A 26,178-nucleotide genomic window follows, 5' to 3' on the forward strand; every position below is an offset into this window, starting at 1 on the left:
GGCGGCCTCGCCGCGATGGGCGCGTTGATCAACGATCATCGCGGCATCAATCGCGGCGGGGCCGCCGCTCCCACAGAACAGCTCCCACAGAACAGCTCCCACAGGTGCTGCTCCCACAGGTGCTGCTACCACAATATCCAGTGCTGCCGGTAAGCTGCGCCGCCATGCCGAATACCCTTTCCGCCGCGGTTCACAGCGAACTGCTCATCAAGAAGAGCCGCTTCATCGGTTGCGTCGAGCCGATGCGCGACCGCGCAGCGGCGCAGGCAAGGGTGATCGAGCTGTGGCGGCAGCATCCGGGGGCGACGCATGTGTGCTGGGCGCTGCTGGCGGGCGGACAGTCGGCAGCGGTCGATGACGGCGAGCCCAGTGGCACAGCCGGGCGGCCGATGCTCGAAGTGCTGCGTCATCAGGATCTGGAAGGCGTGCTGGCAACCGTGGTGCGCTACTACGGCGGCATCAATCTCGGCGCCGGCGGCCTCGTGCGTGCCTACACCGACGCCGTGGCGCAGGCACTGCTGACGGCGACCAAGGTGCCGCTGACGCGTCGCATCACGCTGCGCTGCACCCTGCCCTACGCGCTCGAAGGCACGGTACGGCGCGAAGTCGACGCGGCCGGCGCCACGCTGGGCGCGGTGAGCCACGACTCGCTGGTCGACATGCGCATCAGCCTGCCCGAACCCGCAGCCGCAGCCTTCATCGCCCGTCTGAACGACGCCACGCAGGGACGGATAGGCTGGATCCGCGACGACGCAGCCTGAACACCAGCCCGGCGCCGACGGCCCGGACTCGAAGTGCCCTCAACGCAAGACAAAGAAAGGCACATCCCTAACGCCGCTCAATTCAAGCACCAACGCCAGGCAACAGCACCACCCCGTGCCCTTGCCCCTTGCCCCTTGAATCTTGAATCTTGAACCTTGAACCTTGAACCTTGCACCTTGCACCTTGAATCTTGAATCTTGAATCTTGAATCTTGAATCTTGAATCTTGAATCTTGAATCTTGAATCTTGAATCTTGAATCTTGAATCTTGAATCTTGAATCTTGAATCTTGAATCTTGAATCTTGAATCTTGAATCTTGAATCTTGAATCTTGAATCTTGAATCTTGAATCTTGAATCTTGAATCTTGAATCTTGAATCTTGAATCTTGAATCTTGAATCTTGAATCTTGAATCTTGAATCTTGAATCTTGAATCTTGAATCTTGAATCTTGAATCTTGAATCTTGAATCTTGAATCTTGAATCTTGAATCTTGAATCTTGAATCTTGAATCTTGAATCTTGAATCTTGAATCTTGAATCTTGAATCTTGAATCTTGAATCTTGAATCTTGAATCTTGAATCTTGAATCTTGAATCTTGAATCTTGAATCTTGAATCTTGAATCTTGAATCTTGAATCTTGAATCTTGAATCTTGAATCTTGAATCTTGAATCTTGAATCTTGAATCTTGAATCTTGAATCTTGAATCTTGAATCTTGAATCTTGAATCTTGAATCTTGAATCTTGAATCTTGAATCTTGAATCTTGAATCTTGAATCTTGAATCTTGAATCTTGAATCTTGAATCTTGAATCTTGAATCTTGAATCTTGAATCTTGAATCTTGAATCTTGAATCTTGAATCTTGAATCTTGAATCTTGAATCTTGAATCTTGAATCTTGAATCTTGAATCTTGAATCTTGAATCTTGAATCTTGAATCTTGAATCTTGAATCTTGAATCTTGAATCTTGAATCTTGAATCTTGAATCTTGAATCTTGAATCTTGAATCTTGAATCTTGAATCTTGAATCTTGAATCTTGAATCTTGAATCTTGAATCTTGAATCTTGAATCTTGAATCTTGAATCTTGTATCTCGCCCCTCAAGCCGCGACCAGCGTATGCAGGCCGCTCCACAGCGCGCCGGGCGCAAGTTCGAGCGGCTGGTCGGCGAGCGCCGGTTCGAGGCACAGAAAATGGCGGAAGTCGCGGTCCGGCAGGTCGGTCAGTGCGCGTGCCTTGTGTTCCCAAGGGTTCCACACGACAAGATCGGTAAAGCCGGTGCTCTGCAGACCGAGCGCGCGGCCGGGTTCGTTCAGCACGACGCTGTCGGGTGCGCCGACATACACGCGGTCGATTTCGTCCTCGACCACCACCGCATCGAACTTGTCCTGCGTCGCCCGATCGCCCGCGGTCGCGTCCAGGTAGCGTTTGCCGCGCAGCCCTTCGACACGGCAGTTCTCGACTTCGCCGACGCGCAGATAGGTGTGCAGTGCGGCGGCGAACACGAAAGGTGCATCCCCGGTGTTTTCGGCGCTCAGTTCGAGGTCGAGCCGGTTGCCGCTCAGCATGACCGTCAGTTCGAGCAGAAAGGCATGCGGCCAAAGTGCGCGCGTGGCCGCGTCATCCTGCAGCGTCAGCGTCACGGTGACGAAATCGGCGGCCGCCCGTTGTTCGGTCAGTTGCCATACGCGGGTGCGCGCAAAGCCGTGGCGCGGCCCGTCGCCGCGCGCCGCGAACTGCGGAAAGATGACCGGGATGCCGCCGCGGATCGCCGCCTGCCCATCGAAGCGCGCCTCGGGCGACAGATAGAGCCGCTCCTTGCCGCCGGCCGGGACCCACGACAGGATGTGACCGCCGAACAGGCTGACGACGCAGCGCGCGCCGTCGGCCGCCTCGAGCGACAGCGCCGGCTGGCCATGAAATTCGGTGGGAAGGATGTGTCCGGTCTTGTCGGTCATGGTGTCGCCAAAGTAAGAATTCAGTCGTCGAGCCCGGCGCGCACGCAGGCCACATAGGCCGCGCCATCGGGCGGCTGGCGATCGCGCTGGGCGCGCCAGATGCTCTCGCCCAGGCAGTCGAGCACCCGGTGCAGCGCCTCGTGCTCGTCACCCATCTTCGCGCGCTGTGCCTCGAAGGCGGCGCGCAGCCCGGGTGGCTGGTCGATGGCCAGTTGCTCCTCGATCGCCAGATGCAGCGACAGGTGCAGGAAGGGATTCGTCTCGCCCAGTTCCGGCGGATATTCGCGCGTCAGCGCGCGTTCGCCCTGGTCGAGCAGCGCGTGGTATTCCGGGTGGCGGCCGATCAGCGTCAGCGCGATGGTTTCCATCTGCGTCAGCGGCTGGCCGCTGTTGCGCTTGGCCCAGGTGTCGAGAAAGAACTGCCGGGCCTGGTCGCGGGTGGGATTGAACATGGGGCGGAGCGGGATCGTGCGGGCGGTCATTGCACCACAAAGCCCCACCTGGCGTCATTGGTGCGTCAGCTGTCGTCCTCGACATGCACCGCCTGCAGCACCACGGCGGCAATCTCCTCGATCGATTTGTGGGTCGATTCAAGCCAGCGTATGCCTTCCATGCGCATCAGCTTCTGCGCCGCATCGACTTCGTAGCGACAATTGGAGAGCGAGGCGTACTGACTGCCGCGCCGCCGCTCTTCGCGGATCTGCGACAGCCGTTCCGGCGCGATGGTCAGGCCGAACAGCTTGCTGCGGTACTTCACCAGTTCGGTCGGCAGCTTGCCGCGCTCGAAATCTTCCGGAATCAACGGGTAATTGGCGACCTTCACGCCGAACTGCATCGCCATGTACAGGCTCGTCGGCGTCTTGCCCGAACGCGACACGCCGACCAGGATCACGTCGGCCTTTTCCAGTTCCTTGTGCGACATGCCGTCATCGTGCGCGAGCGAAAAATTAATCGCCTCGATGCGGTTCTGGTAATCGGCGCTTTCTTCCAGCCCCTTCTGCCGGCCGACGTTGTGATTCGCCGCCTGCCCCAGTTCGTCTTCCAGCGGCCCGACGAAGTGCTCGAACAGATCGAGGAAGAGCGCATCGGCCTGGCGCACGGTGCGCGCCACCTCGGCATTGACGATGGACGTGACCACGATGGGCCGCACGCCGTCGCGCATCTGCGACTCGGTGATGCGTTCGACGCAATCGAGCGCATTGTCGACCGAATCGACGAAGGGCACGCGGGTGTGCCGGAACTTCACGCCCTCGAACTGCGAAAGCAGGCTGCGACCGAGCGTTTCGGCCGTGATGCCGGTGCTGTCGGAAATGAAGAAGACGGTTCTCATGATGTGTTCTGATCCAGTTCAGTGCGCAAACCGCACAGTCCGCGCAAAATTTTCCGCAGTGCACCACCGACATTAACTAAAATACCGCGTTTCCGCGCACCCATCCGGTGCATCGGAGAAATGCACGGTCGCCGCAACAAGCGATCGCCCCATGTTCAAGAGAGGATACCCATGTCTCGCTACGTCATCCCGTTCGAACAGCTGCGCATGACCGACGTCGAAAGCGTCGGTGGCAAGAATGCGTCACTGGGCGAAATGATCAGCCAGCTGCCCAAGTCAGTGCGCGTACCCGGCGGCTTTGCCACCACGGCAGAGGCCTTCCGCGAGTTTCTCGCACAGGACGCGCTGGCCGATCGCATCCACGCCGCTCTCGAAGCGCTGGATGTGGATGACGTGAATGCGCTCGCGCGCACCGGCGCGCAGATCCGTCAGTGGATGATGGACACGCCCTTCCCGGCCGCACTCGAAGCCGGTATCCGCGCGTCGTACGCCGAACTGGATGCCGCCGGCAACGGCTCGTTCGCGGTGCGCAGCTCGGCCACCGCCGAAGACCTGCCGGACGCGTCCTTCGCCGGCCAGCAGGAAACCTTCCTGAACATATCCGGCATCGACAACGTGCTGCACGCGATCCGCGAAGTGTTCGCCTCGCTCTACAACGACCGCGCGATCAGCTACCGCGCACACAAGGGCTTCATGCACGCGGGTGTCGCGCTGTCGGCAGGCGTGCAGCGCATGGTGCGTTCGGACAAGGGCGCTGCCGGCGTCATGTTCACGCTCGACACCGAATCGGGCTTCCGCGACGTCGTGTTCATCACGTCCAGCTACGGTCTGGGCGAAACCGTCGTGCAGGGTGCGGTGAATCCGGACGAGTTCTACGTGCACAAGCCCATGCTGGCCCAGGGTCGCCCGGCGGTCATCCGCCGCACCCTCGGCAGCAAGATGATCAAGATGGAATTCACCGCCAGCGCATCGGCCGGCCGCAGCGTGCAGACCGTCGATGTCAGCGACGCCGAGCGCCAGCGCTTTTCGCTGACCGACGAACAGGTGCTCGAACTGGCCCGCTACGCGATGACGATCGAGGGGCACTATGGCCGCCCGATGGACATCGAGTGGGGCCTGGACGGCATCGACAGCCAGCTCTACATCCTGCAGGCGCGTCCGGAAACCGTGAAGTCGCACGAGTCCGGCATGACGCAGCATAAATTCCGCCTCAAGCAGTACGGCAAGGTGCTGGCCAGCGGCCGCGCCATCGGCCAGAAGATCGGCGCCGGCCCGGTGCGCATCGTCGAAAGCGCGACCGAGATGGACAAGGTGCAGGCCGGCGACGTGCTTGTCACCGACATGACCGACCCGAACTGGGAGCCGGTCATGAAGAAGGCCGCCGCCATCGTGACCAACCGCGGCGGGCGCACCTGCCACGCCGCCATCATCGCGCGCGAACTGGGCATTCCGGCCATCGTCGGCTGCGGTGACGCGACCGAAACGCTGACCGAAGGCGAACTGGTGACCGCCAGCTGCGCCGAGGGCGATACCGGCAACATCTATCGCGGCCGGCTGGATTTCGAAGTGGTCACGTCCGACCTGTCGAACCTGCCCGATCTCGATCTGAAGATCATGATGAATGTCGGCAATCCGGAACTGGCCTTCGATTTCGCGCAGTTGCCGAACGAAGGCGTGGGTCTGGCACGGCTCGAATTCGTCATCAACAACACGATCGGCATTCACCCGAAGGCCATTCTCGAAATCGACCAGGCACCGGCCCGTTTGCGCGAGGAAATCCGCCGCCGCGCGCGCGGCTACGCGAACCCCGAAGCCTTCTTCGTCGACAAGCTGGTCGAAGGCGTGGCCACCATCGGCGCCGCCTTCTGGCCGAAACCGGTCATCGTGCGCCTGTCCGACTTCAAGTCGAACGAATACAAGAAGCTGCTGGGCGGCGACATCTACGAGCCGGACGAAGAAAATCCGATGCTCGGTTTCCGCGGCGCATCGCGCTACATCGCGCACAGCTTCCGTGACTGCTTCGAACTGGAATGCCGCGCCATGCGCTACGTGCGCAACGAGCTCGGCCTGACCAACGTCGAAATCATGGTGCCCTTCGTACGCAATCTGGGCGAGGCGGCCGAAGTGGTGAAGCTGCTCGGCGAGCACGGCCTGAAGCGCGGCGAGAACGGCCTGCGCCTCATCATGATGTGCGAAATTCCGTCCAACGCACTGCTGGCCGAGCAGTTCCTCGAATACTTCGACGGCTTCTCGATCGGCTCGAACGACCTGACCCAGCTCACGCTCGGCCTCGACCGCGACTCCGGCCTCGTTGCCGGCGCCTTCGATGAGCGCGACCCGGCAGTCAAGATGCTGCTGTCGATGGCCATCCGCACCGCCAACAAGATGGGCAAGTACGTCGGCATCTGCGGCCAGGGCCCGTCGGACCACGCCGACTTCGCGCTGTGGCTGATGGACGAAGGCATCCAGAGCATGTCGCTCAACCCCGACACCGTCGTCGAAACCTGGCTCAAACTCGCCGCCCACGCGACCGAGAAGTAAGCACAGGAATCTGCGGGAGCGACAAGCAACGCTGCGTCTTCTGTGAGAGCAAAGGGCAGCGCTGCTTTCTCGGTAAAAGCCGCGAGCAGCGCGGTTTCTTCTGTGGGAGCAGCGTCCCCGGAACCACGGCGAGGCCGCGAACGCAGGGCTGTGGGAGCGACGTCCCCGTCGCGATTAGTGCCTTGATGGCCGCGGTGCAGAGTCCGAATCGCGGCGAGGCCGCCGCTCCCACAAGCCGCCGCTCCCACAGGAAACTCGCAGCTCGCCGCCCCATCGGCGCTGCTTCCGTCAGGATCGATGCAGCAGACGACAGCTCCAGAAGTTCTGCCTGCGAGTATCGCGATACTCGGTGCTGCGGCTGTGGGTACCGCGATGCGCGACGCTCCGGCTGTGGGAGCGGCGGCCCCGCCGCGATCTGTGCAGCGATGGTCGATGTGCAGAGTGACTATCGCGGCGAGGCCGCCGCTCCCACAGGAAACTCGCGGCTCACCGGCCGCATTGCTCACAGACCCAGCGAACGCTTCCTGCGACCTTTTTACCTGAAATGGGTAAATGCAGTCTATTTTCTCTTCATGAATAACCTGCCCTCATCGCGCCGACTCCGGACGGGCCGGATATCGATTCCGGGTCAGGTCTATCTGGTCACGACCGTGACGCGCGAACGCGAGACGGTATTTGAAGATTTGCCTGCCGCGCGCCAGACGATCCGCTCTCTGATGAAATCGGACGCGCGTGGCCATGCGAAAACGCTGGCATTCGTACTGATGCCGGATCACCTGCACTGGATGGTGCAGCTCGGCAACTCTCTCAGCCTGAGCCGCGTCGTGCAGCAGATGAAATCATTCAGCGCCCACGCTGCTGGCACGCCGTTGTGGCAACCGGGGTTCCATGATCACGCGTTGCGTAGCGACGAAGATCTGCGAGCCGCCGCACGCTACCTCGTCGCCAATCCGCTGCGTGCAGGGCTGGTCAGGCATGTCGGCGACTACCCCCACTGGGACGCAGTGTGGCTCTGACGAAACAAGTGGCGGGGGGCGCCGCCGGAGCTGTCCCTGTGGGAGCGGCGATCCACTGCCGGCCCTGCATGGCCGGCCGGCTCCGCGGGCGGCGAGCCGTGCTCGCCGAAACTCCCGCTCCGCCCTCGCCGCGATCGGTGCGGCGATGGCCGCTTTGCAAAGCGAGTATCGCGGCGGGATCACCGCTCACACAAGAAACATGCACCGCCCCCGCCCCCATAGCCCGCTGATCGAAAACCTGCAGACGAAAAAAAAGCGCACTTTGCAGTGCGCTTTTTTCATCGGAGACCGCCTTGCGGCGGCTTCACGCTGCCTGAAGAATCAGAGCGGCTTGATTTCCGAGGCTTGCAGACCCTTCGGGCCGCGGGTCACTTCGAAGGAAACCTTCTGGTTTTCCTGGAGCGACTTGAAGCCGTTGCCTTGAATGGCGGAGAAGTGCGCGAACAGGTCTTCACCACCGTCGTCCGGCGAAATAAAACCAAAACCCTTGGCGTCGTTGAACCACTTAACAGTACCAGTTGCCATTTTCAATTCCTTTGGATACAGATTTAAACAGGCCATCACGATGTGCGATGACCATAGTGCAGGGAAACCTCAAGGGGAATATGGCAAGCGGAGTACTGACTTGAAAATCGAGAACCGACGCACAACACGTTCATGCTTGAAATCACCTACAGGTGTGCTTATACGGTATTTAACGAAGCGATGCAAATGCTATTTCAACGGTAATTGCAGCAACCATCGCCGCCGTGGGGCGATATACATCGCGGCATGATGTTCATCGCGCGTTGCGGCCACAGGAACACCGATCGATAGCAGATCGTCCAAAAATGCCAATGAACTTCCACTCGTCCGTAAACACTTGCAGGTAAAGCACTTCTTTCAACGCTTGTCACAGACCTTTGATCGCCGACCGGCCTCGCACTGCGCGCGCGCCACGGTTGCGCGCTTCGCACACACCCTGTCGTCCCGGTCCGACACGCCACCACCGAAGTACATCGAAATTTTCGGCCATTCTCGCGACCTTGCGCACCCGCGTGATCTCGATCTGGCGCGATGCGGAGCGCCCTGTGATCACTATCCGTGCCAGCGCCCGATCAGATCAGACGTTGGCCGCACCGGCGCGTGGCTGCCGGACGACGCGCATCAACGGCTCAGGCCGCCTGCCCCGCGCACCAGCCGGACGACCACGCCCACTGGAAGTTGTAGCCACCGAGCCAGCCGGTCACATCCACCACCTCGCCGATGAAAAACAGCCCGGGCACTGCACGGGCGGCCATGGTCTTCTGGTCGAGCCCGCGCGTATCCACACCACCCAGTGTCACTTCCGCCTTGTTGTAGCCCAATGTGCCGGCGGGCTGTATCGGCCAGCCCTTCAGGCGGCGCGCGATGTCGCCCAGCGCGACACGCGGCAGCTCTACCAGCGCGGCACTCCAGCTGCCCGCGCCTTCGACATCCACCCACTGTTGCGCGAAACGCTTCGGCAGATGATCGGCCAGCAGGGCTGCCAGCGTCTGTCGGCCGGCGCGTGCGCCGTGCAGCCAGCCTTCCGCGTCGTGCACCTCGGGCAGCAGGTCGATCACGACCGGCTCGCGCGCACCGGCCTGCTGCCAGTAACTCGACGCCTGCAGGATCGCCGGGCCCGACAGGCCGCGATGCGTCAGCAAGGTCTGTTCGCGGAATGCCGGACCGTGGCACGACGCCACCGAATCGAAGGACGCGCCCGACAGCTCGCCGAAGCGCGCCAGCCAGGCCGGGTCAAGCGCCAGCGGCACCAGCGCCGGCTTCGGCGGCACCACCGCCAGCCCGAACTGTTCGGCCAGCCGGTAACCGAAGGGGGTGGCGCCTATCTTCGGCACCGTCAGCCCGCCGGTCGCCACCACCAGCGAGGTGCACTCGCACGGACCGTTGTCGGTGTCGACTCGAAACCCCTCATCGATGCGCGCCACCGACGTCACTGCCGAAGGCATCTGCCAGCGCACGCCGGCCACGTCGCACTCTGCCTTCAGCATGTCGATGATCTGCATCGACGAGTCGTCGCAGAACAACTGGCCCAGCGTCTTTTCGTGGAATGCGATGCCGTGGCGCTCGACCAGTGCGATGAAATGCTGAGGGGTGTAGCGCGACAGCGCCGAGCGGCAGAAATGCGGGTTCTGCGACAGAAAGCTCGCCGGCGTGAGATCGCGGTTGGTGAAATTGCAGCGCCCGCCGCCCGAAATGCGGATTTTTTCTGCCAGCTTCGCCGCGTGATCGATCAGCAACACCGAGCGTCCGCGCGCGCCGGCCGTCGCGGCGCACATCATGCCCGCCGCGCCGGCACCGATCACGATCACGTCAAACTTCATGGGAATCAATCAGGCCTGGATCATCTGGCCGACGAGTGTAGCGCGGGTGCGCGCGCCGACCCGCTCGCCACCTCATTCGTGCAAGGCTCGCCGATGCCGCCTTACCGCGCCGGGTAAACGCGGATTTCGTCGCCCAGATCGAACAGCAGCACCAGGCGCGACGTGGGGTAGGAAGCTTCCGCGTTCTGGGCGTCGGACCAATTGGAGAAGGTGACGGCGGTCTCGGGCGAATCCAGCCAGTGATTATCGGCCCGCTCATGCGGCGACGAGGCGCGGCAGAAGTATCTGTCGCTGATGCGGCACTCAAGGCCGAAACCCATGAAGACAGCATCGGACGGCAGGTCAAGCAGCCGCTTCAGCATATCGACCGAAGACGTCCACGACGGCTGTGGCGATCGCTCTGCAGTTGCTTCCGCACCACATTTCCCACCGCCGAGTCGATGCCTCATTGCTGAACCCTCCGTCATAAAAACGTCATGCTAGCAGTCGAGACCCACCCGGGATAGCCTGACGGCATATGAGCACCCGCTGCGTCGGTCGAACAAGAATCCAGCCATGAGACATCGCTCCGGCCCCGTCGGCTGCCACGGCATTTTGAGGAGGAGCGGCGGCCTGTGGGAGCTTCCTCTGAGGGAGCGGCGATGGATGTAGCTTCTGCAAGCTCTACCCTTGGTGAGGTCGCCTTTGCGCGCACACCGACGATCGCGGGCGGGCTCCGGAATCTGTGTTGGGCGCGGTTATTTTGTGGGAGCGGCGGCCTCGCCGCGATACGCACTCTGCAACGCGACCATCGCGGCACGATCGCGGCGAGGGCGGCGCGGGGGTTTCGGCGAGCACTGCTCGCCGCCCGCAGAGCCGGCCGGCCATGCAGGGCCGGCAGTGGATCGCCGCTCCCACAGGTGTTTCGGCGAGTAACGAACACCGCCCGCAGGGCCGGCAGTGGATCGCCGCTCCCACAAGGCAGCGCCGTCCCGCAGCCGGCGCCCTCACAGCCTTTTTCAGAGCTCCGCGAACACCTCGCACTCGGCGAGCGGCTTGCCGGCGATGTCCTTGGGGGACAGCAGCGGCGAACCTTGCAGCGACCAGTCGACGCCGACTGTCGGGTCGTTCCAGGCGAGGCTGCGCTCGTGCTCCGGCGCGTAGTAATCAGTGGTCTTGTACAGAAAGTCTGCCGATTCGCTCAACACGTAAAAGCCGTGCGCGAAGCCGGCGGGTACCCAGAACTGGCGATGGTTTTCGCCGCTCAGTTCCACGCCGTACCACTTGCCGAAAGTAGCCGAGCTGCGCCGCAGGTCGACGGCCACATCGAACACGGCGCCCTGCACCACCCGCACCAGCTTGCCCTGCGGCTGGTTCACCTGGTAATGCAAGCCGCGCAGCACGCCTTTGCCGCTGCGCGAGTGGTTGTCCTGCACGAACGGCACGTCCAGCCCGGTCGCCTCGCGGAACGCGCGCGCATTGAAGCTTTCCATGAAGAAGCCGCGCGCGTCGCCGAACACCTTTGGCTCGAGCACCAGCAGGCCAGCGATACCCGTTTCGACCACCTTCATCAGAACACCCTCTCATCGATGATGCGCAGCAGATACTGTCCATAGCCGCTCTTGGCCAGCGGTGCAGCGATGCGCCGCAGCTGCTCGTCGTCGATCCAGCCCTGCCGCCAGGCAATTTCCTCCGGGCAGGAAATCTTCAGGCCCTGGCGCTTTTCCAGCGTCTGGATGAATTGTGCTGCGTCGATCAGCGAGTCGTGCGTGCCGGTATCGAGCCACGCATGACCACGGCCCATCACCTGCACATCAAGCGCGCCGCGTTCGAGATACACGCGGTTCAGATCGGTGATTTCCAGCTCGCCGCGCGGCGACGGCTTCAAGGCCTTCGCGATCTCCACCACCTGCTGGTCGTAGAAATACAGCCCGGTGACCGCATACCGGCTGCGCGGCTTGGCGGGCTTTTCTTCCAGACTGATGGCGCGCCCGTTGGCATCGAACTCGACCACGCCGTAGCGCTCCGGGTCGTTCACCCGATAGGCGAATACGGTGGCCCCCGCGGTGCGCGAACTGGCCGCCTTCAGGTCGTCGGCAAACTCGTGGCCGTAGAAAAGGTTGTCGCCCAGCACCAGGGCCGACGGCGCATCGCCGACGAAGTCTTCGCCGATGATGAAGGCCTGCGCCAGACCGTCAGGGCTGGGCTGCACCGCATACTCGATGTTCATGCCCCAGTTCGAACCGTTGCCCAGCAGCTGCTCGAAGCGCGGCGTGTCCTGCGGCGTCGAAATGATCAGCACGTCGCGAATGCCGGCCAGCATCAGCGTGCTGAGCGGGTAGTAGATCATCGGCTTGTCATACACCGGCATCAGCTGCTTCGATACCGCGATGGTGACGGGATGCAGCCGGGTGCCGGATCCGCCGGCGAGTACGATGCCTTTGCGTGTCATGCGATGTCCTTGCGTGTCATGGAGTGCGCCCGAACGGCTTCGGCGGGTGTTCAGAGAATCTCGGCCAGCATGCGATCGACGCCCAGCTGCCAGTGCGGCAGCACCAGCCCGAACGTGTCGTGCAGCTTGCGTGTGTCGAGGCGCGAATTGAGCGGTCGTGCGGCCGGCGTCGGGTAGTCGGACGTGGGGATCGGCAGCACGGCGTCTGTGCCCACCTTGATGTCGTGCCCCGCCGCCCGCGCGGTCTCGATCACGTGCATCGCGTAGCCATGCCACGACGTTTCACCCGCGGCGACGCAGTGATACAGCCCGGCGAGCTGCGGGTTGTGGCGCAGCACGCGCGCGGTGTGCGCGGTGATGTCGGCCAGCAGCTCGGCACCGGTCGGCGCGCCGATCTGGTCACTGATCACCGTCAGCCGGTCGCGTTCCTTTGCAAGCCTGAGCATGGTTTTCGCGAAGTTGCCACCGCGCGCCGCATACACCCAGCTGGTGCGCAGGATGAGATGGCTCGCGCCCGATGCCGCAATGAGCTGTTCGCCCTCGAGCTTGGTGCGGCCATACGCACTGAGCGGATTCGTCTGCGCGGTTTCGTCGCGCGGCGCCTCTCCGCTGCCATCGAACACGTAATCGGTCGAGTAATGGATCAGGTGCGCGCCCAGCGCAGCCGCTTCGGCTGCGATGCGACCGGGCGTGGTGGCGTTGAGCATGCGAGCCAGTTCGGGTTCGCTTTCGGCCTTGTCCACCGCAGTGTGCGCGGCGGCATTCACGATCAGGTCTGGCGCCACCTTGCGAACCGTGGCTGCCACCGCGTCCGGCTGGCTGAAGTCACCCGACAGCTCGCCCGAGTTGTCGAAATCGAGCGCGATCACGTTGCCCAGCGGCGCCAGCGCGCGCTGCAGTTCCCAGCCGACCTGCCCGCCCTTGCCGAACAGCAGAATCTTCATGCGCCCTGCTCCGCACCGTACTGTTGCGTGACCCAGTCGCGGTAACCGCCACTCAGCACGTTTTGCACCCAGGGCTGGTTGTCGAGATACCAGCGCACCGTCTTGCGGATGCCGGTATCGAAGGTTTCCGCCGGCCGCCAGCCCAGTTCGCGCTCGATCTTGCGCGCGTCGATGGCGTAGCGGCGGTCATGGCCCGGGCGGTCCTTCACGTAGGTGATCAGGCGCGCATACGGGCCGGCCGCGTCCGGCTGCAGTTCGTCGAGCAGCGCACACACGGTTGTCACGATGTCGATGTTCGGCTTCTCGTTCCAGCCGCCGATGTTGTAGGTCTCGCCCAGCCGGCCGCGCGTCAGCACTTCGCGGATCGCCGCGCAGTGGTCCTTCACGTACAGCCAGTCGCGCACCTGCTGACCGTCGCCATACACCGGCAGCGGCTTGCCGGCCAGTGCATTGACGATGATCAGCGGGATCAGCTTCTCCGGGAAGTGATACGGGCCGTAATTGTTCGAACAATTGGTGGTCACCACCGGCATGCCGTAGGTGTGGTGCCAGGCGCGCACCAGGTGGTCGCTCGCCGCCTTGCTGGCCGAATACGGGCTGTTCGGCTCGTAGGGGTGGGTTTCGGCGAACGGCGGGTCGGTCGGCCCGAGCGAGCCATACACCTCGTCGGTGCTGACATGGTGAAAGCGGAACGCCGCCTTCTCGTCACCTTCCAGCGCACCCCAGTGGCCGCGCGCCGCTTCGAGCAGCGTGAAGGTGCCGGTGACATTCGTCTGCATGAAGGCGCCCGGGCCGTGAATCGATCGGTCAACGTGCGATTCGGCCGCGAAATGCACGATGGCACGCGGGCGGTGCGCCGACAGCAACCGGTCGATCAGGTCACGGTCGCAGATGTCGCCCTGCACGAACACATGGCGCGCGTCGCCATCGAGCGACGCGAGGTTCTGCCGGTTGCCGGCATAGGTCAGCGCGTCGAGATTGACGACCGGCTCGTCCGAAGCGGCCAGCCAGTCGAGAACGAAGTTGCTGCCGATGAAGCCGGCCCCGCCTGTAACAAGTAAGGTCATGGTCGATTCCACACAATGTTGCAATTCAGGATATCGCAACGAATTGAGCGATCGATGACAACCCGGCGCGATTGGGTGACAAACCCCTCAGATCGCGCGTTTTTGTGCGGCCTGCACCGCAGGCGAGCTTTGAGCTTCTGGGCAGAGAGATTCGAGGTTTTCTGCGGGAGCGGCGTCCCCGCCGCGATTCGGACTCTGCACCGCGACCATCGCTGCACTTATCGCGAAGTTCTTGTGGGAGCGGCGGCCTCGCCGCGATAGTCACTCTGCACCTCGACCATCGCTGCACTGATCGCGGCGAGGGCGGAGCGGGGATTTCGGCGAGCACTGCTCGCCGCCCGCAGAGCCGGCTGGCCATGCAGGGCCAGCCGTGGATCGCCGCTCCCACAGCCCTGCGTTCGCGGCCTCGCCGTGGCTCCGGGGACGTCGCGCACACTCCCTGCGCTGAAGGACTGGCCATGGTGCCGGGGGCGCTGCCCCTGTGGGAGCGGCGGCCTCGCCGCGATTCGGACTCTGCACCGCGGCCATCACGGCACTTATCGCGAAGTTCTTGTGGGAGCGGCGGCCTCGCCGCGATAGTCACTCTGCACCTCGACCATCGCTGCACTGATCGCGGCGAGGGCGGAGCGGGGATTTCGGCGAGCACTGCTCGCCGCCCGCAGAGCCGGCTGGCCATGCAGGGCCAGCCGTGGATCGCCGCTCCCACAGCCCTGCGTTCGCGGCATCGCCGTGGCTCCGGGGCCGCCGCTCCCACAGCCCTGCGTTTGCGGCCTCGCCGTGGCTCCGGGGAGGTCGCACACACAGGGGTCGCTCACTCGCAGGCGGCTCCCGCCTGGGCCGTGACCACATCACACATCTCAAACATCGCCAGCGGCGCCGACCTCGCCGACCAGGATGCCTCGCTCGCGCAGGTGCTGCATGATGATGTCCACCGTCGCCTGGATGTCCTGCATGCTGGTATCCACGCGGATCTCGGCTTGCTCGGGCGCTTCGTAGGGCGAGTCGATGCCGGTGAAATTCTTGATCTCGCCGCGTCTCGCCTTTTTGTACAGCCCCTTCGGATCGCGCTCCTCGGCCACGGCGATCGGCGTATCGACGAAAACTTCGATGAACTCACCCTCTTCCATCAAACCCCGTGCCATGCGGCGCTCGGACCGGAACGGTGAAATGAAGGCGGTCAGGACGAGCAGACCGGCGTCGACCATCAACTTCGACACTTCGGCCACACGGCGGATGTTTTCCACGCGATCGGCTTCGGTGAAACCGAGATCCTTGTTCAGCCCGTGGCGCACGTTGTCGCCGTCGAGCAGATAGGTGTGGCGGCCCAGCGCATGAAGGCGCTTTTCGACCTGGTTCGCCAGCGTCGATTTGCCGGCGCCCGACAGCCCGGTGAACCACAGCACGCAGGGGCGCTGGCCCTTCATCGCGCCGCGCGAGGTCTTGTCCACATCCACGTGCTGCATGTGGATGTTGTGCGAACGGCGCAGCGCGAAGCTCAGCATGCCGGCACCGATGGTGGCGTTGCTGATGCGATCGATCAGGATGAAACCGCCCGTTTCACGCACCCGCTCGTACGGGTCGAACGCGATCGGCCGGTCGACGCTGAGCTTGCACACCGCGATTTCGTTCAGCGCGAGCTGCTTCGCTGCGAGATGTTCCAGGGTATTGACGTTCACCTTGTGCTTGATGTCGGTGACCGTGACGGTGACCGTGCGCGCACCGATCTTCATCAGATAGGCGCGGCCGGGCATCAGCGGTTCGTCCTGCATCCAGACGAGGGTCGCCTCGAACTGGTCGGCCACTTCGGCCGGCGAATCGAGCGTCGAGATGACGTCACCGCGCGAAATGTCGATCTCGTCTTCCATCACCAGCGTGATCGACTGGCCGGCGATCGCGCGCGGCAGATCGCCGTCTGCGGTGACGATGCGCTTGACCGTACTGGTTCGCCCGGACGGCTGCACCCGGATGGCGGTACCCGGCGTGATGCTGCCGCCGGCAATCGTGCCGGCGAAGCCGCGGAAATCGAGGTTCGGCCGGTTGACCCACTGCACAGGCAGCCGGAACGGGCTTTTCAGGCGCCGCTTCTGGTCCACCTCCACGGTTTCGAGATAGCCCATCAGCGTTGAGCCGTGATACCAGGGCATGGCATCGCTGGGGGTCGTGATGTTGTCGCCCTTGAGCGCCGACATCGGAATCGCGACGATGTCCTCGAGCCCGAGCTGGCGCGCGAATTCGCGATAGTCATCGACGATGCGGCGGAACGTGGCTTCCGAGTAGCCGACCAGATCCATCTTGTTGATGGCGACCACCACGCGCTTGATGCCGATCAGCGACACCAGGAAGCTGTGGCGGCGCGTCTGCGTCTGCACGCCGTAGCGCGCATCGACCAGGATGATGGCGAGGTCGGCCGTCGAAGCACCGGTCACCATGTTCCGCGTGTATTGCTCGTGGCCCGGCGTGTCGGCGACGATGAACTTGCGCCGGTCGGTCGAGAAGAAGCGGTACGCCACGTCGATCGTGATGCCCTGCTCGCGCTCGGCCGACAGGCCATCGACCAGCAGCGCGAAATCGAGATCGCCGCCCTGCGTGCCGACCTTTTTCGAGTCGGCTTCGAGCGCGGCGAGCTGGTCTTCGAACAGCATTTTCGATTCGTACAGCAGGCGGCCGATCAGCGTGCTCTTGCCGTCGTCCACGCTGCCGCAGGTGATGAAGCGCAGCAGGCTCTTGTGTTCGTGCTGCTTGAGATAGGCACCGATGTCTTCGGCGATCAGATCGGAAACGTTTGCCATCAGAAGGCCTCCTGCCGGGCCGCCCCAAGGGAGGCCTCAGCCCCCTTGGGGGGCAACGAACGAATGTGAGTGTGGGGGCGCATCAGAAGTACCCCTCCTGCTTCTTCTTCTCCATCGAACCGCTGGAATCGTGGTCGATCACGCGGCCCTGCCGTTCCGAGGTCGTCGTCAGCAGCATTTCCTGGATGATGTCGGTCAGCGTGGTGGCAGTCGATTCGACTGCGCCGGTCAGCGGGTAGCAACCCAGCGTACGGAAGCGCACGCTCTTCATCTGCGGCACCTCGCCCGGGCGCAGCGGCATGCGGTCGTCGTCCACCATGATCAAGGTGCCGTCGCGCTCCACCACCGGTCGCGGCGCCGAGTAATAGAGCGGCACGATCGGGATGTGCTGCAGATGGATGTACTGCCAGATGTCGAGCTCGGTCCAGTTCGAGATCGGAAACACGCGGATCGACTCGCCCTTGTGCTTGCGCGCGTTGTACAGACTCCACAGCTCCGGCCGCTGGCTCTTCGGGTCCCAGCGGTGCTGCGCACTGCGGAACGAAAAGATGCGTTCCTTGGCGCGCGACTTCTCTTCATCGCGGCGGGCACCGCCGAAGGCCACGTCGAAGCCGTATTTGTCCAGCGCCTGCTTCAGGCTTTCGGTCTTCATGACGTCGGTGTGGATGGCCGAACCGTGCGTGAACGGGTTGATGCCCTTGGCCAGCCCCTCCTGATTCACATGCACGAGCAGATCCATGCCCAGCTTTTTCGCCATCTCATCGCGGAATTCGTACATCGCCTTGAATTTCCACGTGGTGTCCACGTGCAACAGCGGAAACGGCGGCACAGCCGGATAGAAGGCCTTCATCGCGAGGTGCAGCATGACTGCGCTGTCCTTGCCGACCGAATAGAGCATGACCGGGTTTTCAGCTTCCGCCACCACCTCGCGCATGATGTGGATGCTCTCGGCTTCCAGCCGCTGCAGGTGGGTGAGGGTGTCCGGATCGACGGGTTCGGGAGTGGTCTGCATGAGGGTTCTCGAAGGGTTTGCAGAAAAAGTAGCGGGCGCCACCGACTGCGTGGCGCGACGCGAAGGTACCGACCGGCCTGAGGATGCAGCCGGCACCGCGGAGTCGTTGACGGTGCGGCGACTGGCGCGTACCGACAGCGTGATCGCTGTCGCGCTCACGCCGGGCGACTGGTTGCGCATCCAGGTGCTCAGGATGTCGCCCGGGCTGAGCGACACGCCGCTGACCAGCAGATGCATCGGCGCGGCAGTCATCGTTGCCAGCCGCGACCACAGGTTTTTCCAGTCATCTGCACGCGGCGCGTGCGGGCACAACATCCAGTGCAACTGCCCGCGCCGCCCGCGCGCGAAAAGCAGCCATTGCCCGCTGCAAGGCACCGTGGTCGGGCGCCAGGCGATGGCACCGGTCCACCAGCGCTCCCCAACGGACACAGCCTTGCCCTGTTCGCGCAACGTCGCCTCGCCGTCCGGGTCGAGTTCCGGTTGCACACCCCAGTCGATGCGGTAGCGCGCGAGACTGCGTCGGGGCGGAACGGCCATGTGCTGTTGTTCGAACCATGCGGCAACGGCCTCGTCACTCCACAACCCGAACGGCAACCCGAGCGCATCAGGCAGGTTTTCGAACGCGGTGGCCAGCCGCTGTTCGGTCGCGCTGTCGAGCTTGCGCCCGCTGCCCGAAACCCGGCCGCGGCGTTTCAGCAGCACCGCGTCCCACCCGCCAGCCAGATACGCCTTGTGCGCCGCGATCACCGTCGGCGCGCTCAACTCGACCGCGCTCGACACCGCAGCCACCGTCATGCCCGACAGGCGCAGCTTTACCGCCTGACGGCGGCGTTCATTGAGGATGTCGGCAGACAGGTTTCGAGCGTCCATTATTCACAGACAGGTGTGGCAGGCGTCATGTAGAGTAAAACCATTCAGTGCGCAAACAGTGTGAATTAATTATTTAATGACCAGGTTTGTTGCCATCAGACCCAATTTCCGGAAGCGCTCATGAGAACCACCGCCGAACTCAAGACACTGCACACAGCACTGCTCGACATCGTCCGTGACGCCGGGCAATGCGTGATGGAAGTCTATGCAACGGATTTCGAAGTCACTGATAAATCAGATAATTCCCCGGTCACCCTCGCAGACCGCAAGGCTGACGACCTCATCGTGGCGCGACTCAAGGCGCTGACGCCTGATGTGTTCATCGTGTCGGAAGAATCGACGGAAGCAGGCCAGCGCCCTGCAGACGGCGCATCGTTCTGGCTCGTTGATCCGCTCGATGGCACTAAAGAGTTCATCAACCGCAACGGCGAATTCACCGTGAATGTCGCACTGATCGAGAACGGCCAGCCGGTGCTGGGCGTGGTTCAGGCGCCTGCTCAGGGCCGCATGTTCTCGGGCGTCGCAGGCCTTGGCGCCTGGGTGGACGACGCGGCGGGCGTACGTGAAATCCGTTGCCGCGCCACGCCTGAAGCCGGCCTGACCGTGGTCGCGAGCCGCTCGCACGGTGACGCGGCCGCGCTCGACGCCTACCTCGCGGGCCGCAAGGTCGCCGAGCTGCGCAACGCAGGATCGTCGCTGAAGATCTGCCTGGTCGCCGCCGGCGAGGCCGATGTCTATCCACGCCTCGGGCGCACGATGGAATGGGACATCGCCGCAGGCCACGCCGTGCTGATCGCCGCCGGCGGGCACATCGAGCAGATCGATGGTTCCGCCTTCACCTACGGCAAGCCGGATTTCGCAAATCCGCATTTCGCAGCCTGGGGACTTGGCGGCTGAGCCGCATGCGATGACTGCCTGGATTGTTCTATCGTCCATTGGGCTGCTGCTGATCCTGCTGGTACATGGCCGCATTGCAGCGGCCCCTCTGTTCGCAGGTCTCGCGAGCTGTTACTACCTGTTCGGTCTGCTCGACCAGAAGGCATGGCTTGCCAGCTACACCAATCCGGCGCTGGCCATGCTGGTCATGCTGCTGCTGGTGTCACTGGTGATCGAGCGCTCGCCGATACTCGAACGGGTGTCCGACAAGCTGCTGCGCGGCTCCCCCGTCGGCGCGGTCTTGCGTTTCACCTCGATCACAGCGCTGTTTTCCGCATTCCTGAACAACACCGCCGTCGTCGGCGCGCTGCTCGGTGTGGTCACCAAGCAGCGCCATCACCCGGCATCGCTGCTGCTGATTCCGCTTTCGTTTGCCGCGATTGCCGGGGGCGTGACCACACTGGTCGGCACCTCGACCAACCTGGTGGTGAGTTCGCTGATGGTGAATGCGGGCATGTCGCCGCTCGGCATGTTCGATCCTGCATGGGTGGGCGTACCCGTTGCGCTCGTCTGCATTGTCGTACTCGCCTTCAGCGTGCGGCTGCTGCCGCGCCATTCGGCCAACAGCCGCGAAGCGCAGCAGGCGTATTTTCTCGAAGCACGGGTCGAGCACACCTCGTCGCTGATCGGCCGCAGCATCGAGCAGAACCGGTTGCGCAATCTCGAAGGCCTGTTCCTGCTCGAAATCATGCGTGACGGCCGGCTGATTTCCCCGGTCGCACCGGCCGAAGTGATCGAAGTGGGCGACGTGCTCATCTTCACCGGCGAAATCGACAAGATGAGCGCGCTGCAGCGTTTCGACGGCCTGCAGGTGTTCGGCGTCGAGGCGGGTTCGCTGCTGCGGTCCAACCTGCTCGAAGTGGTTGTGTCCAGCCAGTCCGAACTGGCCAACAAAACCCTGCGTGACGTCGATTTCCGCACCATGTTCGATGCAGGCGTGGTCGGCATACGCCGCGGTGACAAGCGACTCACCGGCCAGCTCGGCCGTGTGCCGCTGCACGTCGGCGACAGCCTGCTGCTCGCCGTCGGCCCGGATTTCGCGAATCACCGCAACATCGACCGCAACTTCCACCTGGTGGGCGGCACCGTGCGGCCACGCCTTACACCGATGCAGAGCCGGCTCACGCTGACCGGCTTCGCAGCAGTGATTGCGCTTTCCGGTCTCGAAATCCTGCCGCTGTTCACCGGCCTGCTGATGTTGCTGGCCGGCCTCGTGCTGAGCGGGCTGCTCACCCTCGCGGAAATGCGGCGGCGCTTCCCGTTCGACCTGGTGCTCACCATCGGTTCATCGCTGGCGATCGCCCAGGTGCTCGACAGCAGCGGCGCCGCGGAATTGATGACCGGTGCGCTGCGCATGCTGTACGACGGTCACGGCGTGATCGGCGCCTTCATCGGCATCTACCTGCTGACGGTCATCCTGACCGAACTGGTCACCAACAACGCCGCTGCCGCCCTGGCCTTCCCCATCGCGCTGTCAACCGCACGTGCATTCGACGCAGACCCGATGCCCTTCATCATGGCCGTCATGTACGGGGCGAGCGCAGGCTTCCTGATTCCGTTCGGCTACCAGACCCATCTGATGGTGTACTCGCCCGGTCGCTACCGCATGCTCGATTTCCTGCGCGTGGGCCTGCCGGTTTCGATCGCGTATGGGGCAACCGTCCTGCTGCTCGTGCCGGTGTTTTTTCCGTTCGCGCGGTAAAGGCGAAGCCTGCAGACAGCGTCGCGCCCTGCGACTGAATTGACATCGCGCAGTCACGCCGGCTAAACCGGCAACCAACGCATCGCTTTTCGCAGGCGCGACGCTGCTGGCCGCTCGAGCGTGGCAAGCGGCAAAGGGCAAGAAGCAGGGTTTTGTGGGAGCGGCGGCCTCGCCGCGACCCTCACGCTGCAAAGTGACCATCACTGCACCGATCGCGGAGAACCGCTCCAGCAAGGTCCTTCACCTTCGACGCCTACCCTAACCGCTCAAATCACCACATCCACCATCCCGCCGCCGTAACCCGGCAGCACGGCCGACAGATTGGTCGCACCAAGGCAGCGTGTGAGCACATTGGCGTAGATCGCCCGGAAATCAATGGTGTGAGCAAGCGCGCGGCCGTCGCGCAATTGAGATGGCTGCAGGCCAGGCCAGCCATTGCCGAGGTGTATCCCGCCGTTGACGGTCGGGCCGATTGCCATCCAGGTTGTCGCATTTCCGTGATCCGTCCCGCCACTGCCGTTCTCGGCAGCGGTTCGACCGAACTCACTCATTACCAGCAAGGTGACACGTGATGCATCCCCACCCAAATCGGTGAAGAATGCATTGACCGAATCCGAAAAAACCGCGAGTAGTTGCGACATGCGTCCATCCGCCTGCCCGCCGCCCTGCCCGCTGTGCGTGTCCCATCCGCCGTAATTGAGTGAAATCAGCTCCAGCCCGGCGCGCCCCTTCACCAGCGAAGCCGCCTGGCGCAACTGCCTGCCGAATCCGCTCGTTGGGTAAGCCGCACCGTTTTCCGGTGTCATTTGCCCGGCGACCTGAAGCGCAGCCAGTTCGTCCAGCAGCCTGCCGCCAATGCCCTGCAACGCAGCGCCGTATGGATTGGCCGAAGCAGGCGCAGCCGCGTAACCACGCGTCACTACCTCGGCCAGCATGTTGCGGTCGCTGGTACTCGACGCCATGGCCAGACTGCCGAGATCCGGAAACGCAGGTACCGGTGTCGGGAGCCCGGCAAGACTCAATGGCACCTGATCGGTCAGACTCAGCGCCTTGCCCGTCACATTTCCCGACGACTGCAGCAGATGCCGCGCAAGCCAACCCGTATCGGCCGACGGCATCACCGCCGATTCGATAATGTCCTGACCGACGAAGTGCGAAGTCGAGGCGCCCGCATACTGCACGGCCGGCATGATGGCCACCTGCCCGGACTGATACATGTCACGCAGCGCCGAAAGTGAGGGGTGAAAGCCGAAGAAGCCGTCCAGATCGAGCGCCGAAGTCGCGCTACCCTCTGACGGAGGACGAATGGCGAGCGTTGGCCGCAAGCCGTAGTACGCATCATCGCCATACGGCACGGCAACGTTCAGCCCGTCCCATCCGCCGCGCATGAACACGACAACCAGAACACGGCCACCGGGTTCGGCCGGTGCTTCGGGTACGCCAATCGTCGAGCCCCAGCCTGCGCTCGGCCATGTCACCACCCCCGCACCAGCCAGGCCGAGTGCCTGCGCGAGAAACTTACGTCTGTTCATGTGACTCTCTTTCCACCAAGCCAAACCGGAAAATTTCGCACTACTCGTGTAGGAGCGATCCATCGATCATGATCATGCACATCAATCACCCGCGCCCATTCAACGACCGCATTCGAAATCAAGGAGCCGCACGGGGGCACCGCTCACCGCCCACTGAGCCGGCAGGCTTTTTTCCATATGGAACCGTGCCCCTGCAATTCGAGTAACGCTCAGATCAATCCCTACCCGCCCTACTGGAACTGATACTCCGGCAACGCCATCAACGCCTTGCCCAAACGGCGTAATCTCACCTCGGCATCCGGGGCAGTCGGGAAATAGGGGTAGGTTCCGTTTTCGGTGAGCACATCGAGCGCCAACTCGATGTGCCGACGCACGAACGTTGGCCCGAGCGTCCATTCCAGCATCCGCCCTGCGACGCCCTCGCCCGTCACATAACCCTGCTCCGTCATCGCAGCCGCCAGTGAAAACTGCGTCTGCGTGTCACTCGGGTTGTATGAAAGTAGCCGATCCGCGAACCGCGATCTCGACAGCAGCATGCTGGTGCTAAGCCAGCTCGCACCGGTTTCGCCATATCCCGTCGGCGACGGATTCATGAACAGCGCCATGCCTTGTCGCTGCACCTCAAGCGAAATGTCATCACCTGCGTTTTCACCACCGAACTGCCGTACCGCGCCCAGTACAAACTCGATCGGCGTCTTCAGCTTGGTGCCGCGATACGTCGATCCCATGAACTCCGTCGAAGTCAATATCGTCGCCACCACCTGGCGCATCTGGTCCGGCGCCGCCTGCTGCGCCACGAAGGTTGCGGCACAGCGCGTCACCAGCGATTCCACCGGCTGGTCAGAAACGAACAGGGTGACGAGCTTGCGGCAGATGAAGCGCGCGGTCGAAGCATGCGTCGCCACGATATCGAGCACGGTTTCACCGTCAGACTGACCGCCACCCGCCGCGATCGTATGCCCCAGCAACGTCTTTGCTGCCGTGTCGTGCTTCGTCGCATCGAAGAAGAACACACCGTCCCTCACCGTCCAGCCGGTGAATGCGCGTGCAACTTCTTCCACATCGCGCTGCGTGTAACCGCCCATAACGCCCATCGAATGAAGCTCCATCAGTTCGCGGGCGTAGTTTTCGTTGGGGCGGCCCTTGACGTTACTTCTACCGTCGAGCGTGTAGAGCATGGCCGGGCTGCGCGCACTGTCGCCGAGAAGCGTCCGGAAATTACCGAGAGCGTGCGATCGGAAACTTTCCGTTTCTTGCTTTTCGAAGGCGCTATTGCTGTGTGAGTTGAAATAGGTATTGAAGTGATTGTCCCAAAACCATGTCATGACTTCGCGTAGCTGCCTGTTGCTATACGTCCCGTGACGGACGAAGCGCGTGGCGACTTGGGTACCGTCAGTAGTCCATGCTGCATCACGCTGTTCCAAAGCACTGTCGTCCAGCGAATCTGGATTGAGTTGCTGCATTAACGCGTTGGCTGCCCCTGCCTCCACTCCACTTGCGTAGGAACTCGCCGTCGCACCAAATGAAGTTCTCTGTAGCGCATGCCAAACTTCATCGAAGGCATCAACCGGCTGGAACGAAAAACTGCGGTTCGATACGTTGCCGGCTCCATCTTTTGCCTCCAGTGAAAGTACAAGCGGAGCGCTGACGAACAACTGTTCTGGCGTGACAGCCACCGACCAGCGGCCCGACATCTGCGCAACCTCGACATCGCGCTCGACCGGCAACGACATTCCGCCCCCAGATATGGTGACGCGCAGGTTCGCACCAACAGTGTCATCCGTGATGGAACCAGACAAAACGAACCCCTTGATTGGAATTTCACTTCCGCTGGGCCGCGCATCCATCGTGATAGAAGGTGCCACGTCGTCTGTCACACGATGCAGCGTCAGCGTCGCATTCGTCTCATTCCGGTCACTGTCAATCGCCGTCACGTTTGCTTGTATCTGACCATATTCGCCCTCGGGGAGTGCGCCTGTATGGACGAACCAGGTACCTCCCGATTGAATGACGTTCGCGCTCTTGGTCAGGACCGCACCCGTGGGAAGCAAAAGACTCAAGATCACCTCCTGCACGGATTCATTGTCCGAGACTGTCCCACTTAAACGTACGCCAGCCGTAGATACGCGGGCCCCATTGTTCGGCTCCAGGATCGAAATAGAGGGGGGATGCAAATCGGGCGGATTTGTCTCGTCTTTCGTGAGTCCGAATGAAAAAATACCAACTGCGGTGACAACCTGACTGAACAAATGCTTTCCATCGCCGAACGGATTCAAGGCCCTCAGCACATAAACAGCACCCTCATCGAGACGCGGTAGATCCATACGAAATGTTCCACTTGCATCACTGATGCGCTGGGTCTCCCAGCGAAGCGAGCCGTCGGGCAGTTTTTCGTAAGCACTGACCGTCACCCCGCTCATCAGTGCAAGCGAGGACGAATCAACAACTCGCACGAGCGAGCTCCCGACCCTGAACAGTTGTGTTCCACTTTGAAAAACGGGCTTGCTGCTCACGACAAAGCCAAAGGGTCGTGCTTTCAAGACGAACGTGTCACCGGCATCAGAACCACCGAGATCAAACGTTGCTACACCGCTCGCATTGGTTGTCTGACGAGTCACAAAACTCTCAGCGCCGGTAGACGTGTGTTTGTAGACAAGTATTTCGCTACCCGCAAAAACGTCGTTCGTAATCGCGTCCTGGAGTTGAACTACCAGGGGGGCCCCCCCTACAACGAACTGATAGGCACCCGTGGTCGAGTACGGGCTGCTCACCTTCAGGCTTCCATCCGCAAGACTCGGCGCACGCAGCGCATACGCTTTATTACCCAGCCCCGCCGGATCCAGCCTGAGCAGGCCTGAGGCGTCCGTGCGGTAAGTACTCACACCTGCGTAAGTGTCTGCACCCGTCACTTCCAGCAACGTGACGCTGCGCGACGCATACGGC

20 protein-coding genes are annotated in these 26,178 nt (G+C 62.5%); 5 read left to right on the forward strand and 15 right to left on the reverse strand.

Going from position 1 to position 26,178, the window contains the following annotated elements:
- Positions 1-164 precede the first annotated feature (164 nt).
- Positions 165-761 (forward strand): YigZ family protein, encoded by a 597-nt coding sequence (locus NMQ16_RS18725; protein WP_257082482.1) that lies wholly within the window; start codon positions 165-167, stop codon positions 759-761.
- An 82-nt stretch (positions 762-843) separates the two neighbouring features.
- Here NMQ16_RS18725 and NMQ16_RS18730 read toward each other — a convergent pair whose 3' ends face one another.
- From NMQ16_RS18730 to NMQ16_RS18745, 4 genes are all read right to left on the reverse strand, one after another.
- Positions 844-1,866: a hypothetical protein gene (locus tag NMQ16_RS18730; protein ID WP_257082483.1), complete on the reverse strand. Its 1,023-nt coding sequence runs from the start codon at positions 1,864-1,866 to the stop codon at positions 844-846.
- Positions 1,863-2,720, reverse strand: a complete 858-nt coding sequence (locus NMQ16_RS18735) for a D-hexose-6-phosphate mutarotase (RefSeq protein WP_257082484.1) — start codon at positions 2,718-2,720, stop codon at positions 1,863-1,865. Before NMQ16_RS18735 ends, NMQ16_RS18730 begins: the two co-directional genes overlap by 4 nt.
- Before the next feature lie 20 nt (positions 2,721-2,740).
- On the reverse strand, positions 2,741-3,172 hold the full coding sequence (locus NMQ16_RS18740) for a DUF1841 family protein (protein ID WP_257082485.1): 432 nt from the start codon (positions 3,170-3,172) through the stop codon (positions 2,741-2,743).
- A gap of 65 nt (positions 3,173-3,237) precedes the next feature.
- Positions 3,238-4,050, reverse strand: coding sequence for a pyruvate, water dikinase regulatory protein (locus NMQ16_RS18745; protein ID WP_257082486.1), 813 nt, complete (start codon positions 4,048-4,050; stop codon positions 3,238-3,240).
- 171 nt (positions 4,051-4,221) lie between these two features.
- Here NMQ16_RS18745 and ppsA point away from each other — a divergent pair, with 171 nt between their 5' ends.
- Both ppsA and NMQ16_RS18755 read left to right on the forward strand, forming a co-directional pair.
- Positions 4,222-6,591: a phosphoenolpyruvate synthase gene (gene ppsA, locus NMQ16_RS18750; protein WP_257082487.1), complete on the forward strand. Its 2,370-nt coding sequence runs from the start codon at positions 4,222-4,224 to the stop codon at positions 6,589-6,591.
- Between the two features lie 425 nt (positions 6,592-7,016).
- Entirely contained in the window at positions 7,017-7,607 is a 591-nt protein-coding gene (locus NMQ16_RS18755; protein ID WP_257082488.1) for a transposase, read from the forward strand.
- A 321-nt stretch (positions 7,608-7,928) separates the two neighbouring features.
- On the opposite strand, the gene NMQ16_RS18760 is transcribed toward NMQ16_RS18755, so the two are convergent.
- The 9 genes from NMQ16_RS18760 to cysD all read right to left on the reverse strand — a co-directional run bounded on the left by NMQ16_RS18760 (position 7,929) and on the right by cysD (position 18,195).
- A complete protein-coding gene (locus NMQ16_RS18760; protein ID WP_019917894.1) occupies positions 7,929-8,132 on the reverse strand; it encodes a cold-shock protein in 204 nt (67 codons plus the stop codon).
- Between the two features lie 629 nt (positions 8,133-8,761).
- Positions 8,762-9,952: an NAD(P)/FAD-dependent oxidoreductase gene (locus NMQ16_RS18765; protein WP_257082489.1), complete on the reverse strand. Its 1,191-nt coding sequence runs from the start codon at positions 9,950-9,952 to the stop codon at positions 8,762-8,764.
- A 101-nt stretch (positions 9,953-10,053) separates the two neighbouring features.
- Positions 10,054-10,401, reverse strand: a complete 348-nt coding sequence (locus tag NMQ16_RS18770) for a hypothetical protein (protein WP_257082490.1) — start codon at positions 10,399-10,401, stop codon at positions 10,054-10,056.
- 549 nt (positions 10,402-10,950) lie between these two features.
- Positions 10,951-11,502 carry a dTDP-4-dehydrorhamnose 3,5-epimerase gene (gene rfbC, locus NMQ16_RS18775; protein ID WP_257082491.1) on the reverse strand — a complete coding sequence of 184 codons (552 nt, stop codon included), beginning with the start codon at positions 11,500-11,502 and terminating at the stop codon, positions 10,951-10,953.
- Entirely contained in the window at positions 11,502-12,383 is an 882-nt protein-coding gene (gene rfbA, locus NMQ16_RS18780; RefSeq protein ID WP_257082494.1) for a glucose-1-phosphate thymidylyltransferase RfbA, read from the reverse strand. Before rfbA ends, rfbC begins: the two co-directional genes overlap by 1 nt.
- Positions 12,384-12,433: 50 nt before the next feature.
- Positions 12,434-13,327, reverse strand: a complete 894-nt coding sequence (gene rfbD / locus NMQ16_RS18785) for a dTDP-4-dehydrorhamnose reductase (protein WP_257082495.1) — start codon at positions 13,325-13,327, stop codon at positions 12,434-12,436.
- Positions 13,324-14,394 (reverse strand): dTDP-glucose 4,6-dehydratase, encoded by a 1,071-nt coding sequence (gene rfbB, locus NMQ16_RS18790; RefSeq protein ID WP_257082497.1) that lies wholly within the window; start codon positions 14,392-14,394, stop codon positions 13,324-13,326. Before rfbB ends, rfbD begins: the two co-directional genes overlap by 4 nt.
- A gap of 857 nt (positions 14,395-15,251) precedes the next feature.
- Entirely contained in the window at positions 15,252-17,183 is a 1,932-nt protein-coding gene (cysN, locus tag NMQ16_RS18795) for a sulfate adenylyltransferase subunit CysN (protein ID WP_257082498.1), read from the reverse strand.
- Between the two features lie 82 nt (positions 17,184-17,265).
- Complete coding sequence (gene cysD, locus NMQ16_RS18800) at positions 17,266-18,195, reverse strand: sulfate adenylyltransferase subunit CysD (protein ID WP_257082503.1); 930 nt, start codon at positions 18,193-18,195, stop codon at positions 17,266-17,268.
- Positions 18,196-19,185: 990 nt separating this feature from the next.
- Here cysD and cysQ point away from each other — a divergent pair.
- Together cysQ and NMQ16_RS18815 are read left to right on the forward strand one after the other, a co-directional pair.
- Positions 19,186-19,962: a 3'(2'),5'-bisphosphate nucleotidase CysQ gene (gene cysQ / locus NMQ16_RS18810; RefSeq protein ID WP_257082499.1), complete on the forward strand. Its 777-nt coding sequence runs from the start codon at positions 19,186-19,188 to the stop codon at positions 19,960-19,962.
- 10 nt (positions 19,963-19,972) lie between these two features.
- Positions 19,973-21,703, forward strand: coding sequence for an SLC13 family permease (locus NMQ16_RS18815; protein WP_257082500.1), 1,731 nt, complete (start codon positions 19,973-19,975; stop codon positions 21,701-21,703).
- Between the two features lie 266 nt (positions 21,704-21,969).
- Here NMQ16_RS18815 and NMQ16_RS18820 read toward each other — a convergent pair whose 3' ends face one another.
- Positions 21,970-23,298 carry a DUF1501 domain-containing protein gene (locus NMQ16_RS18820; RefSeq protein WP_257082501.1) on the reverse strand — a complete coding sequence of 443 codons (1,329 nt, stop codon included), beginning with the start codon at positions 23,296-23,298 and terminating at the stop codon, positions 21,970-21,972.
- Between the two features lie 167 nt (positions 23,299-23,465).
- A partial coding sequence (locus tag NMQ16_RS18825) for a DUF1800 domain-containing protein (protein ID WP_257082502.1) occupies positions 23,466-26,178 on the reverse strand: 2,713 nt, incomplete at its 5' end.

The sequence above is a fragment of the Methyloversatilis sp. XJ19-49 genome (genome assembly GCF_024580145.1).
GTDB lineage: Bacteria > Pseudomonadota > Gammaproteobacteria > Burkholderiales > Rhodocyclaceae > Methyloversatilis.

Coding starts and splice junctions, on each gene's coding strand:
- NMQ16_RS18725 (WP_257082482.1), top strand. CDS start 165: ATGCCGAATACCCTTTCCGCCGCGGTTCACAGCGAACTGCTCATCAAG.
- NMQ16_RS18735 (WP_257082484.1), bottom strand. CDS start 2,720: ATGACCGACAAGACCGGACACATCCTTCCCACCGAATTTCATGGCCAG.
- NMQ16_RS18740 (WP_257082485.1), bottom strand. CDS start 3,172: ATGTTCAATCCCACCCGCGACCAGGCCCGGCAGTTCTTTCTCGACACC.
- NMQ16_RS18745 (WP_257082486.1), bottom strand. CDS start 4,050: ATGAGAACCGTCTTCTTCATTTCCGACAGCACCGGCATCACGGCCGAA.
- ppsA (WP_257082487.1), top strand. CDS start 4,222: ATGTCTCGCTACGTCATCCCGTTCGAACAGCTGCGCATGACCGACGTC.
- NMQ16_RS18755 (WP_257082488.1), top strand. CDS start 7,017: ATGGTCGATGTGCAGAGTGACTATCGCGGCGAGGCCGCCGCTCCCACA.
- NMQ16_RS18760 (WP_019917894.1), bottom strand. CDS start 8,132: ATGGCAACTGGTACTGTTAAGTGGTTCAACGACGCCAAGGGTTTTGGT.
- NMQ16_RS18765 (WP_257082489.1), bottom strand. CDS start 9,952: ATGAAGTTTGACGTGATCGTGATCGGTGCCGGCGCGGCGGGCATGATG.
- NMQ16_RS18770 (WP_257082490.1), bottom strand. CDS start 10,401: ATGAGGCATCGACTCGGCGGTGGGAAATGTGGTGCGGAAGCAACTGCA.
- rfbC (WP_257082491.1), bottom strand. CDS start 11,502: ATGAAGGTGGTCGAAACGGGTATCGCTGGCCTGCTGGTGCTCGAGCCA.
- rfbA (WP_257082494.1), bottom strand. CDS start 12,383: ATGACACGCAAAGGCATCGTACTCGCCGGCGGATCCGGCACCCGGCTG.
- rfbD (WP_257082495.1), bottom strand. CDS start 13,327: ATGAAGATTCTGCTGTTCGGCAAGGGCGGGCAGGTCGGCTGGGAACTG.
- rfbB (WP_257082497.1), bottom strand. CDS start 14,394: ATGACCTTACTTGTTACAGGCGGGGCCGGCTTCATCGGCAGCAACTTC.
- cysN (WP_257082498.1), bottom strand. CDS start 17,183: ATGGCAAACGTTTCCGATCTGATCGCCGAAGACATCGGTGCCTATCTC.
- cysD (WP_257082503.1), bottom strand. CDS start 18,195: ATGCAGACCACTCCCGAACCCGTCGATCCGGACACCCTCACCCACCTG.
- cysQ (WP_257082499.1), top strand. CDS start 19,186: ATGAGAACCACCGCCGAACTCAAGACACTGCACACAGCACTGCTCGAC.
- NMQ16_RS18815 (WP_257082500.1), top strand. CDS start 19,973: ATGACTGCCTGGATTGTTCTATCGTCCATTGGGCTGCTGCTGATCCTG.
- NMQ16_RS18820 (WP_257082501.1), bottom strand. CDS start 23,298: ATGGATCGCTCCTACACGAGTAGTGCGAAATTTTCCGGTTTGGCTTGG.